At 61.5% G+C, this 11,438-nt stretch carries 10 protein-coding genes; all 10 read left to right on the top strand.

What is annotated here, in order from left to right:
• Window positions 1–13 precede the first annotated feature (13 nt).
• The 10 genes from fliQ (at window position 14) to KSS97_RS21010 (ending at window position 11,400) form a co-directional block, all read left to right on the top strand.
• Entirely contained in the window at window positions 14–283 is a 270-nt protein-coding gene (gene fliQ / locus KSS97_RS21055) for a flagellar biosynthesis protein FliQ (RefSeq protein ID WP_003184009.1), read from the top strand.
• A 10-nt stretch (window positions 284–293) separates the two neighbouring features.
• Window positions 294–1,070, top strand: a complete 777-nt coding sequence (gene fliR, locus KSS97_RS21050; RefSeq protein ID WP_438269613.1) for a flagellar biosynthetic protein FliR — start codon at window positions 294–296, stop codon at window positions 1,068–1,070.
• 3 nt (window positions 1,071–1,073) lie between these two features.
• Complete coding sequence (gene flhB, locus KSS97_RS21045; protein ID WP_217860052.1) at window positions 1,074–2,210, top strand: flagellar biosynthesis protein FlhB; 1,137 nt, start codon at window positions 1,074–1,076, stop codon at window positions 2,208–2,210.
• A gap of 376 nt (window positions 2,211–2,586) precedes the next feature.
• Complete coding sequence (gene flhA, locus KSS97_RS21040; RefSeq protein WP_198797727.1) at window positions 2,587–4,716, top strand: flagellar biosynthesis protein FlhA; 2,130 nt, start codon at window positions 2,587–2,589, stop codon at window positions 4,714–4,716.
• Window positions 4,717–4,727: 11 nt separating this feature from the next.
• Window positions 4,728–6,077 carry a flagellar biosynthesis GTPase FlhF gene (flhF, locus tag KSS97_RS21035; protein ID WP_030141069.1) on the top strand — a complete coding sequence of 450 codons (1,350 nt, stop codon included), beginning with the start codon at window positions 4,728–4,730 and terminating at the stop codon, window positions 6,075–6,077.
• Window positions 6,078–6,193: 116 nt separating this feature from the next.
• On the top strand, window positions 6,194–7,024 hold the full coding sequence (fleN, locus tag KSS97_RS21030) for a flagellar synthesis regulator FleN (RefSeq protein ID WP_003184001.1): 831 nt from the start codon (window positions 6,194–6,196) through the stop codon (window positions 7,022–7,024).
• Window positions 7,021–7,764, top strand: a complete 744-nt coding sequence (fliA, locus tag KSS97_RS21025) for an RNA polymerase sigma factor FliA (RefSeq protein WP_030141068.1) — start codon at window positions 7,021–7,023, stop codon at window positions 7,762–7,764. The genes fleN and fliA overlap by 4 nt, the downstream gene beginning before the upstream one ends.
• A 167-nt stretch (window positions 7,765–7,931) precedes the next feature.
• Window positions 7,932–8,303, top strand: a complete 372-nt coding sequence (locus KSS97_RS21020; RefSeq protein ID WP_003183998.1) for a chemotaxis response regulator CheY — start codon at window positions 7,932–7,934, stop codon at window positions 8,301–8,303.
• An 18-nt stretch (window positions 8,304–8,321) separates the two neighbouring features.
• Entirely contained in the window at window positions 8,322–9,107 is a 786-nt protein-coding gene (locus tag KSS97_RS21015; RefSeq protein WP_030141067.1) for a protein phosphatase CheZ, read from the top strand.
• 28 nt (window positions 9,108–9,135) lie between these two features.
• Window positions 9,136–11,400, top strand: a complete 2,265-nt coding sequence (locus KSS97_RS21010) for a chemotaxis protein CheA (protein ID WP_217860051.1) — start codon at window positions 9,136–9,138, stop codon at window positions 11,398–11,400.
• The last annotated feature ends 38 nt before the right edge of the window (window positions 11,401–11,438 follow it).

Genomic DNA, 11,438 nt, shown 5'->3' with positions numbered 1-11,438 from the left:
CGGGTAACACGATATGACGCCTGAAGTAGCGGTAGACCTGTTCCGCGAGGCCCTCTGGCTGACCACCATGATGGTTGCCATCCTGGTGATCCCGAGCCTGCTGGTGGGCTTGCTGGTGGCGATGTTCCAGGCCGCCACGCAGATCAACGAACAGACCCTGAGTTTCCTGCCGCGCCTGCTGGTGATGCTGGTCACGCTGATCGTCGCCGGTCCCTGGCTGGTGCAAACCTTCATGGAATACATCCTGCAGTTGTACGGCAGTATTCCGCAGTTGATCGGCTGACCGGATGTCGATGCTCGCGTTGACGGACACCCAGATCAGTACTTGGGTGGCGTCGTTCATCCTGCCGTTGTTTCGTGTCACCGCGGTGCTGATGAGCATGCCGGTCTTCGGCACGACCCTGGTGCCGGGGCGCGTGCGTCTGTATCTGGCCCTGGCGATCACCGTGGTCATCGCTCCCGGACTGCCGCCGATGCCGCCGGTCAATGCGCTGGACCTCAGTGCGCTGATGCTGGTGGCCGAACAGATCCTCATCGGCGCCTTGCTGGGCTTTTCGCTGCAGTTGTTTTTCCAGGCGTTCGTGGTCGCCGGGCAAATCATTTCGATCCAGATGGGCATGGCCTTCGCCTCGATGATCGACCCCACCAATGGCGTCAACACCGCGGTGATCGGGCAATTCCTGACGATGCTGGTGACGTTGTTGTTCCTGGCCATGAACGGGCACCTGGTGGTGTTCGAGGTCTTGACCGAGAGCTTCACGACGATGCCGGTGGGCAGCGCGATGCTGGTCAATCATTTCTGGGAAATCGCCGGCAAGCTCGGCTGGGTCCTCGGCGCGGCCATGGTGCTGGTGTTGCCGGCGATTACCGCGTTGCTGGTGGTCAACATCGCCTTCGGCGTGATGACCCGGGCGGCCCCTCAGTTGAACATCTTCTCCATTGGCTTCCCGCTGACCCTGGTGTTGGGCATGGTGATTTTCTGGGTCAGCCTCGGGGACATCCTCAACCAGTACCAGCCGCTGGCTACCCAAGCCTTGCAGTTGTTACGCGACATGGCACAGGCGCGCTGAACCATGGCCGAGAGCGAAAGCGGTCAGGACAAGACAGAAGACCCCACGGAGAAGCGCAAGAAAGAATCCAGGGAAAAGGGTGAAATTGCGCGTTCCAAGGAGCTCAATACCCTGGCGATCATGCTCGCTGGCGCCGGTGGCTTGCTGATTTACGGTGGCGGGCTGGCGTTGGATCTGCTGGAAATCATGCGCCTGAATTTCTCCCTGCCGCGAGAAGTGCTGCTGACCCCCGGCGCCATGACTCAATACCTGCTGCATTCGGGCACGATCGCGATCGTGGCGGTGCAACCGGTGCTGATCTTCTTGTTGCTGGCTGCTTTCCTGGGGCCTATTTCCTTGGGCGGGTGGTTGTTTTCCGGTAAGACCATGGCGCCCAAGTTCAGCCGAATGAATCCTGCGAGTGGGCTCAAGCGGATGTTCTCCACAACGGCCCTGATGGAGTTGCTAAAAGCGCTTGGGAAGTTTTTCCTGGTTCTTTTCGTGGCGCTGACGGTATTGCAGGCCGATATCGATGACTTGCTGCGCATTGCCCATGAGCCGCTGGAACAAGCCATTATCCACAGCGTGCAACTGGTGGGCTGGAGCACCTTGTGGATGGCCTGTGGCTTGATCCTGATCGCCGCCATCGACGTGCCGATCCAGCTCTACCAAAGCAAGCAGAAGCTGATGATGACCAAGCAGGAAATCCGCGACGAGTACAAGGATCAGGAGGGCAAGCCGGAGGTCAAGCAGCGGATCCGCCAGTTGCAGCGCGAGGTCTCCCAGCGCCGGATGATGGCGGCGATTCCCGACGCCGACGTGGTCATCACCAACCCGACCCACTATGCCGTCGCGCTCAAGTACGACCCGGACAAAGGCAATGCGCCGGTCCTCTTGGCCAAGGGCAGCGATTTCCTGGCGTTGAAGATCCGCGAGATCGCCGTCGCCAACGAAGTGATGCTGCTCGAATCCCCGGCATTGGCGCGGTCGATCTACTACTCCACCGAACTCGACCAGGAAATTCCGGGAGGCCTGTACCTGGCCGTGGCGCAGGTCCTGGCGTACGTCTACCAGATCCGCCAGCACCGCGCCGGCAAGGGCAAGCGCCCCGAACCGCTCAAGGACCTGCCGATCCCGCCGGATTTGCGCCGCGATTCCTGATCCCGGCTAACGCAAAGCCCTGTGCGAACTGATGCTGCTCAATCAAGGCAATCGATGAACCCGTGGCGAGGGAGCTTGCTCCCGCTGGGCCGCGAAGCGGCCCCTTAAGCCGCGAGATGCAGAGCATCAGGCACTCCGCACCTGCCGGTTTACGACTGCTTCGCAGCCGAGCGGGAGCAAGCTCCCTCGCCACAGATACATCATTTTTTCTCGAGCGGACCGCATGACCGCGTAGGTGCAGGCTTTCCCACAGGGTTGGATGTGCGTCAAGCCGCTCTATTTCAGCCTCTCGCAAAAGTTGGAAAGCTTCTTGCAATACCCCGCCTGCGCCCCTCTCGGGCGTCAAAAGTTTGCTTCACAGGAACGGGGAATATTGGTGGATCGCTCTCAGTTACTCAGCACCGCGCGCAGCAACGTCGTAGACCTCAGCCGGGGTAATCTGGGCGTGCCGCTGTTGCTGCTGGTCATGCTCGCCATGATGATGCTGCCGGTGCCGCCGTTCCTGCTGGACGTGTTCTTCACGTTCAACATCGCCTTGTCGATCGTGGTCCTGCTGGTCTGCGTATACGCCCTGCGGCCGCTGGATTTCGCCGTCTTCCCGACCATCCTGCTGGTGGCGACACTGTTGCGCCTGGCGCTGAACGTGGCGTCCACCCGGGTGGTGATGATTCATGGCCAAGAAGGCCACGCCGCCGCCGGTAAGGTGATCCAGGCCTTCGGTGAGGTGGTGATCGGCGGTAACTACGTGGTCGGTATCGTGGTCTTCGCCATCTTGATGATCATCAACTTCGTCGTGGTGACCAAGGGCGCCGGGCGGATTTCCGAGGTGAGCGCACGTTTCACCCTCGATGCGATGCCCGGCAAGCAAATGGCGATCGACGCCGACCTCAACGCTGGCCTCATCGACCAGGGCCAGGCCAAGCTGCGTCGCCTGGAAGTGGCCCAGGAAGCCGAGTTCTACGGTTCCATGGACGGTGCCAGCAAATTTGTGCGCGGTGACGCCATCGCCGGCCTGTTGATTCTGTTCATCAACCTGATCGGCGGCATGGCCGTCGGCATCTTCCAACATGGCATGACCTTCGGCGATGCCGGCAAGGTTTACGCCTTGTTGACCATCGGTGACGGTTTGGTGGCGCAATTGCCATCACTGCTGTTATCCACAGCCGCTGCGATCATGGTGACCCGTGCTTCGGGCTCCGAAGACATGGGCAAGCAGATCAGTCGCCAAATGTTCGCCTCGCCCAAGGCCCTGGCTGTTGCCGCCGGCCTGATGGCGGTGATGGGCCTGGTGCCTGGCATGCCGCATTTTTCCTTCCTGAGCATGGCGGCCCTGGCGGCTGGCGGTGCCTACCTGTTCTGGAAAAAGCAGAACGTGCAAAAGGTCCAGGCGCTGGAAGAGGTCAAGCGCCAGCAGGAACTGCTGCCATCACCGGCTCGCGCCATGGAAACCAAGGAGCTGGGCTGGGACGACGTGACGCCGATCGACATGATTGGCCTGGAAGTCGGCTACCGCCTGATTCCATTGGTCGACCGCAACCAGGGTGGTCAATTACTGGCGCGGATCAAGGGCGTGCGCAAGAAGCTGTCCCAGGACCTGGGCTTCCTGATGCCGACCGTGCACATCCGCGACAACCTCGACCTGGCGCCGAGCGCCTATCGCCTGACGCTCATGGGCGTGATCCTGGCCGAAGCCGAGATCTACCCGGACCGCGAGCTGGCGATCAACCCAGGTCAGGTCTACGGTTCGCTCAACGGCATTACCGCCAAGGATCCGGCTTTCGGCCTGGAAGCGGTGTGGATCGAAATCAGCCAGCGCGCCCAGGCCCAGTCCCTCGGCTATACCGTGGTGGACGCCAGCACGGTGGTGGCGACCCACTTGAACCAGATTCTGTACAAGCACTCCAGCGAGCTGATCGGTCACGAAGAAGTCCAGCAACTCCTGCAAGTACTGGCCAAAGGCTCGCCGAAGCTGGCTGAAGAGCTGGTGCCGGGCGTGGTTTCGCTGTCGCAATTGCTCAAGGTGTTGCAGGCGCTGTTGGCAGAACAGGTACCGGTGCGCGACATCCGCAGCATCGCCGAAGCGATCGCCAACAACGCTTCGAAGAGTCAAGATACCGCCGCCCTGGTGGCTGCGGTGCGGGTCGGCGTATCCCGTGCAATCGTCCAAAGCATTGTAGGCACTGAGTCTGAGCTGCCTGTGATCACTCTGGAACCAAGGTTGGAACAGATATTGCTCAATAGTCTGCAGAAGGCAGGACAAGGCTCGGAAGAGGGTGTCCTGCTGGAGCCAAGCATGGCCGAGAAGCTGCAACGTTCGTTGATCGATGCAGCCCAGCGGCAAGAGATGCAAGGCCAACCGGTGATCCTGCTGGTGGCCGGTCCGATTCGCGCGATGCTCTCGCGATTCGGGCGCCTCGCGGTCCCGGGGCTGCATGTGCTGGCGTACCAGGAAATACCGGACAACAAGCAAGTGACCATCGTTGCGACAGTAGGGCCCAACGGCTGAGGTAGTGGTTTATGCAAGTGAAGCGTTTTTTCGCCGCCGATATGCGTCAGGCCATGAAGCTGGTACGTGACGAGCTGGGCGCTGAAGCAGCCATCATTGGCAATCGCCGGATCGCTGGCGGTGTCGAGCTGACGGCTGCGCTGGATTACAAATTGTCGGCGCTGGCCCCGCGCGTTCCGAACATGGAACTCGAGGATGAGCTGCGCAAGACCCAGTCGCGTATCGCCAGCGCCCAGGCCGAATTGAGCCTGCGCAGCAGCGAAGGCGCGGCGAGCGCTGGCACCAATCGTCAATTGTTCGCCGGCCAGCCATTGACCGCAGGCCTGCCGCTGACCGCCGCCGAACCGCTGGTCGAGGCCACGCCGGCCGAGCCGCGTCGCCCGGAGCCGGCGCCTGCTGCGCCTGCCCGGGGTGTCGACCCGCGCGCCTTCGACTCGATGCGCTTCGAACTCAACAGCCTGCGCGAGCTGATGGAAGTCCAGCTTGGCTCGCTGGCCTGGAACCAACTGCAAGGCAGCCGTCCAGCCCAGGCCAACCTGTGGCGTCGCCTGCAACGCATTGGCCTGTCCGGCCCGTTGGCGCGCGATCTGCTGGCGCTGATCAATGGCATCGAAGAGCCTCGCCAGGCCTGGCGCATGCTGCTGGCGCACCTGGCGCGGATGATCGCCACGCCGGAAGTCGAGCCACTGGAGGAGGGCGGAGTGATCGCCATGGTCGGCCCGGCCGGCATGGGCAAGACCACCACCCTGGCCAAGCTCGCGGCCCGTTATGTCCTCAAGTACGGCGCGCAGAGTATCGCACTGGTGAGCATGGACAGTTTCCGCATCGGCGCCCAGGAACAACTCAAGACCCTGGGTCGGATTCTCAATGTGTCGGTGACCCATGTGGATCCGGGCCAATCCCTGGCCCAGGCGCTGGAGCCGCTGATGCGCAAGCGCGTCGTGCTGATCGACACCGCCGGCCTGCAAGCCAGCGATCCGGCCCTGCGCATGCAGCTGGAAAGCCTGGCCGGACGTGGCATCAAGTCAAAAAATTATCTCGTGTTGGCAACCACCAGCCAGAAACAGGTTCTAACCGCCGCATACCACAGCTACAAACGCTGCGGGCTGGCCGGCTGCATCCTGACTAAGCTGGACGAAACGGCAAGCCTGGGCGAGGTGTTGAGCCTGGCGATCGGTCATGAACTACCGGTGGCCTACCTGACCGACGGGCCGCGGATCCCGGATGATTTGCATCTGCCGCGCCGTCATCAACTGGTCAGTCGTGCCGTGAGTGTGCAAATGCAGGAAGAACCCAGCGAAGAAGCCATGGCTGACATGTTCGCTGATATCTACCACAGCCCGACCAAGCAGGTTGGCTGAGGTATTCATGAATATTTTTTGTACCTACATCGATGGTCTGCCATGCATTGTTCCATATGTGAACGCGCAGCCAGTAATGTGGCCTCCGTCTAAGTAAGACAAGGTAAAGAACGAACATGGGCAGCATGCATCCCGTACAGGTGATCGCGGTGACCGGCGGCAAAGGTGGCGTCGGCAAGACTAACGTGTCAGTGAACTTGTCCCTGGCCCTGGCAGAGCTAGGCCGACGGGTCATGTTGCTGGACGCCGACCTGGGCCTGGCGAACGTCGACGTGCTGCTGGGGTTGACACCCAAGCGCACCCTGGCGGACGTGATCGAAGGCCGCTGCGAACTGCGCGACGTGCTCCTGCAGGGGCCCGGCGGGATTCGCATCGTGCCGGCCGCTTCCGGCACCCAGAGCATGGTGCACCTGACCCCGGCGCAGCACGCCGGCCTGATCCAGGCTTTCAGCGACATCGGCGACAACCTCGATGTGCTGGTGATCGACACGGCTGCCGGCATCGGTGACTCGGTGGTCAGTTTTGTCCGCGCCGCCCAGGAAGTCCTGCTGGTGGTCTGCGACGAACCGACGTCCATCACCGACGCCTACGCCCTGATCAAGCTGCTTAACCGCGACTATGGCATGAACCGGTTCCGCGTCCTGGCCAACATGGCCCAGAGCCCGCAGGAAGGACGCAACCTGTTCGCCAAGTTGACAAAGGTCACGGATCGCTTCCTGGACGTCGCCCTACAATACGTCGGCGCAGTGCCTTACGACGAAAGCGTACGCAAGGCGGTCCAGAAGCAACGTGCCGTATATGAAGCCTTTCCACGTTCCAAATGCGCGCTGGCGTTCAAGGCGATCGCCCAGAAGGTCGATACCTGGCCACTGCCGGCCAACCCACGCGGGCATCTGGAATTTTTCGTCGAGCGTCTTGTGCAACAAACAGCAGGGCCCGTGTTATGACAGCCAGCGGTTACAACCATCTCTACAAAAAATCGGCACGGGACGCCCAGTACGAATTGATCGAGCGTTACGCGCCATTGGTCAAGCGCATCGCCTATCACTTGCTGGCACGCTTGCCGGCCAGTGTCCAGGTCGAAGACCTGATCCAGGCGGGCATGATTGGCCTGCTGGAAGTGGCGAACAAATACGACGCCAGCAAAGGCGCCAGCTTCGAGACCTATGCCGGTATCCGCATTCGCGGCGCCATGCTCGATGAAGTCCGCAAGGGCGATTGGGCACCGCGTTCGGTGCACCGCAATACCCGTATGGTCAGTGACGCGATTCGCGCGATTGAAGCTAAAACCGGGCGTGACGCTAAAGATCATGAGGTTGCGGCCGAACTCCAATTGAGTCTCGACGATTATTACGGGATTTTGAACGATACCTTGGGCAGTCGCCTGTTCAGTTTCGACGACCTGTTGCAGGACGGCGAACACGAAGGGCTGCATGAGGATGGCGCAAGTGCTCACATGGAGCCATCGCGCGACCTGGAAGATGAACGCTTCCAGAGTGCGTTGGCGGAAGCGATTGCCAATTTGCCGGAGCGTGAGCGACTGGTCTTGGCGCTGTACTACGACGAAGAGCTGAACCTCAAGGAAATCGGTGAGGTCCTGGGGGTCAGCGAATCGCGGGTCAGCCAGTTACACAGCCAGTGCGCGGCCCGTTTGCGGGGGCGTTTGGGGGAGTGGCGAGCACGCTGACAGGCGGTGCGGAGATGCTGCGAGCGGGGCAGGCATGGCAAGTGCCACGCCAGTCTCCATCCGTTGTGCTCCAGACCGTTGTCGAGTGTTGTGCCGGATTGATTGAAATGGCGCGTTCAGGTGCTGGGCGCGTTTAAGACTGCTTGGAGGTCGAATTGGACAAGAACATGAAAATCCTCATCGTTGATGACTTCTCAACGATGCGGCGGATCATAAAAAACCTGTTGCGTGACCTTGGGTTCACCAACACGGTCGAGGCCGACGATGGCACCACTGCCATTCCGGTTCTCAACAGCGGGAGCATCGACTTTCTGGTGACTGACTGGAACATGCCTGGCATGACCGGTATCGACTTGCTGCGCCATGTGCGCGCCGACGAAAAACTCAAGCACCTCCCGGTGCTGATGGTGACTGCCGAAGCCAAGCGCGAGCAGATCATCGAAGCGGCCCAGGCCGGTGTAAACGGCTATGTGGTCAAACCCTTCACGGCCCAGGCGTTGAAAGAGAAGATCGAAAAAATCTTCGAACGCATCGGTTAACGGCGCCACGGGGGAGCTATGGACAACGAATCTTCAATGGGCGATTTCGAATCGACCCTGAAAAAACATGCCCGCGAACTGGTCGACAGCCTTGAAAAGGGCCGCTTCGGCGATGCGGTTCAAATGATTCATGAGCTCAACCAGACCCGGGATCGTGGTCTGTACCAGGAAGTCGGCAAGCTCACCCGTGAACTGCACAGCGCGATCGTCAATTTCCAGATCGATCCGAACATGCCGCAGGCCGAGGAAGTCTCGCAGATTACCGACGCGACCGAGCGCCTTGGCTATGTGGTCAAGCTGACCGAAGCCGCGGCCAACCGCACCATGGACCTGGTGGAAAGCGCAACGCCCCTGGTCAACGGCCTGAGCGAGGAAGCCCAGGCGTTGAGCACCGATTGGGGACGGTTCATGCGTCGCGAAGTCGGCGCCGAGGAATTTCGGGAGCTGGCCCGGCGGGTCGACGGTTTCCTGACACGCAGCAGCGCCGAGAACCGCGCCGTGGCAAGCAACCTCAACGACATTCTGTTGGCCCAGGATTACCAGGACCTCACCGGCCAGGTGATCAAGCGTGTGACCCAACTGGTCACCGAAGTGGAAAGCAATCTGCTCAAGCTGGTGTTGATGGCTAGCCAGGTCGACCGCTTTGCCGGCATCGAACACGACCGTGAAGCGATGCTTGCTGAAAAAGATCCACAAAAACATCTCTCTCAGGGTGAAGGTCCGCAGATTCATGCCGATAAAAGAGAAGACGTTGTGTCCGGTCAGGACGATGTGGACGATTTGCTGTCCAGCCTTGGATTTTGATTTAGCCCTATTTTAGGAGCAGCCATTAATGAGCTTCGGCGCCGATGAAGAGATCCTTCAGGATTTCCTGGTTGAGGCCGGCGAGATTCTAGAGCAACTGTCCGAACAGCTGGTCGAGCTGGAAAGCCGACCTGATGATGCGGATCTGCTCAATGCAATTTTTCGCGGTTTCCACACTGTAAAAGGAGGCGCCGGCTTCCTCCAGCTCAATGAGCTGGTGGAGTGCTGCCACATTGCCGAGAACGTGTTCGACATCCTGCGCAAGGGTGAGCGTCGCGTCGACTCGGAACTGATGGACGTGGTGCTCGAAGCGCTGGATGCGGTCAACAGCATGTTCAGCGAAGTGCGCGAGCGCTCGCCGATCACCGCGGCCACGCCCGAGCTGCTCGCCGCGCTGTCGCGCCTGGCCGAGCCGCAGTCGGCTGACGAAGCCGCGCCGGTGGCCGAGCCTGTTGTGGAAGAGCCGGTCGCCGAGGAATCGGGCGACATCACCGACCATGAATTCGAATCGCTGCTGGACTCGCTGAACGCCGTCAAGGCCGAAGCCGAGGCGCCAACCGCACCTGCTGTGCCAGCCGCCGACGGCGCTGCCAGCGATGAAATTACCGACGACGAGTTCGAGTCGCTGCTTGACCAGTTGCACGGCAAGGGCCAGTTCGCCCCCGATGCGGTCGCAGCGCCGGCGGCCCCGGCTGTGCCAAAGGCAGCGGGGGATAACTCCGACATTACCGACGACGAATTCGAAGCTCTGCTCGACCAGTTGCACGGCAAGGGCAACTTTGCCGTCGATGCACTGGACTCGGCCATCGCCTCCGCGCCGACACCGGCCAAGCCAGCGGCTGCGGCGGCCGGCAGTGACCTGATCAGCGACCACGAATTCGAATCGCTGCTCGATGAGCTGCATGGCAAGGGCAAGTTCAGCGAAGTCGGCAAGGCTACCGCCGCGCCCGCCGCTGCAACCACCGCCGCCGCCGCGACAGCCGCACCCGCCGCGAAGGCTGCGCCCAAGCCGGCCGCCAAGGCCCCGGAACCGAAGGCCGAGACACCGAAACCCGCTGCTGCCGCCGCGCCGGCGCCAGCCCGTGCTCCGGCGGCCGCGCCTGCGGAAAAACCGGCCAGCGAAGCCGAGACCACCGTTCGGGTCGACACCGCGCGCCTGGACGAGATCATGAACATGGTCGGCGAACTGGTGCTGGTGCGTAACCGCCTGGTGCGCCTGGGTCTCAACAGCCAGGACGAAGCCATGTCCAAGGCCGTGTCGAACCTCGACGTGGTCACGGCCGACTTGCAGACCGCGGTCATGAAGACCCGGATGCAGCCGATCAAGAAAGTCTTCGGGCGCTTCCCGCGCCTGGTTCGCGACCTGGCTCGCCAGCTCAAGAAAGAAATCAACCTGGAACTGGTGGGTGAAGAGACCGACCTCGACAAGAACCTTGTCGAGGCCCTGGCCGACCCGCTGGTCCACTTGGTGCGCAACGCGGTCGACCACGGCATCGAGTCGCCGGAAGAGCGCGAAGCCTCGGGCAAGGTCCGCAGCGGCAAGGTGATCCTGGCCGCCGAGCAGGAGGGCGACCACATCCTGTTGTCGATCTCCGACGACGGCAAGGGCATGGACCCGAACGTCCTCCGAGCGATCGCGGTGAAGCGTGGCGTGATGGACAAGGACGCGGCCGATCGCCTGAGCGACACCGAGTGCTACAACCTGATCTTCGCCCCGGGCTTCTCGACCAAGACCGAGATCTCCGACGTATCCGGTCGTGGCGTGGGCATGGACGTGGTGAAAACCAAGATTTCCCAGCTCAACGGCTCGATCAATATTTACTCGACCAAGGGCCAGGGCTCGAAGATTGTCATCAAGGTCCCGTTGACCCTGGCGATCATGCCAACCCTGATGGTGATGCTGGGCAACCAGGCGTTCGCCTTCCCGCTGGTCAACGTCAACGAGATTTTCCACCTCGACCTGTCGCGCACCAACGTGGTCGACGGCCAGGAAGTGGTCATTGTGCGGGACAAGGCGCTGCCGCTGTTCTACCTCAAGCGCTGGCTGGTCAGCTCCGCCGCCCATGTCGAGCAGGGCGAGGGCCACGTGGTGATCCTTTCGGTGGGCACCCAGCGGATCGGCTTCGTCGTCGACCAGTTGGTGGGCCAGGAAGAAGTGGTCATCAAGCCGTTGGGCAAGATGCTCCAGGGCACCCCGGGCATGTCCGGCGCCACCATCACCGGCGACGGCCGCATCGCGTTGATCCTCGATGTGCCAAGCATGCTCAAGCGCTACGCCGCCCGGCGTATTTGATTCTGGAGGGGCGCGGCCCGACGCCGCGCCTCGTCTAA

Source organism: Pseudomonas alvandae, from assembly GCF_019141525.1.
Lineage (GTDB): Bacteria > Pseudomonadota > Gammaproteobacteria > Pseudomonadales > Pseudomonadaceae > Aquipseudomonas > Aquipseudomonas alvandae.
This window is presented reverse-complemented; position numbering and strand designations above follow the sequence as displayed.

Bases quoted from the DNA above. Each gene is read 5' to 3' on its own strand.
- fliQ (WP_003184009.1), top strand. From the start codon at position 14: ATGACGCCTGAAGTAGCGGTAGACCTGTTCCGCGAGGCCCTCTGGCTG.
- fliR (WP_438269613.1), top strand. From the start codon at position 294: ATGCTCGCGTTGACGGACACCCAGATCAGTACTTGGGTGGCGTCGTTC.
- flhB (WP_217860052.1), top strand. From the start codon at position 1,074: ATGGCCGAGAGCGAAAGCGGTCAGGACAAGACAGAAGACCCCACGGAG.
- flhF (WP_030141069.1), top strand. From the start codon at position 4,728: ATGCAAGTGAAGCGTTTTTTCGCCGCCGATATGCGTCAGGCCATGAAG.
- fleN (WP_003184001.1), top strand. From the start codon at position 6,194: ATGGGCAGCATGCATCCCGTACAGGTGATCGCGGTGACCGGCGGCAAA.
- fliA (WP_030141068.1), top strand. From the start codon at position 7,021: ATGACAGCCAGCGGTTACAACCATCTCTACAAAAAATCGGCACGGGAC.
- KSS97_RS21020 (WP_003183998.1), top strand. From the start codon at position 7,932: ATGAAAATCCTCATCGTTGATGACTTCTCAACGATGCGGCGGATCATA.
- KSS97_RS21015 (WP_030141067.1), top strand. From the start codon at position 8,322: ATGGACAACGAATCTTCAATGGGCGATTTCGAATCGACCCTGAAAAAA.
- KSS97_RS21010 (WP_217860051.1), top strand. From the start codon at position 9,136: ATGAGCTTCGGCGCCGATGAAGAGATCCTTCAGGATTTCCTGGTTGAG.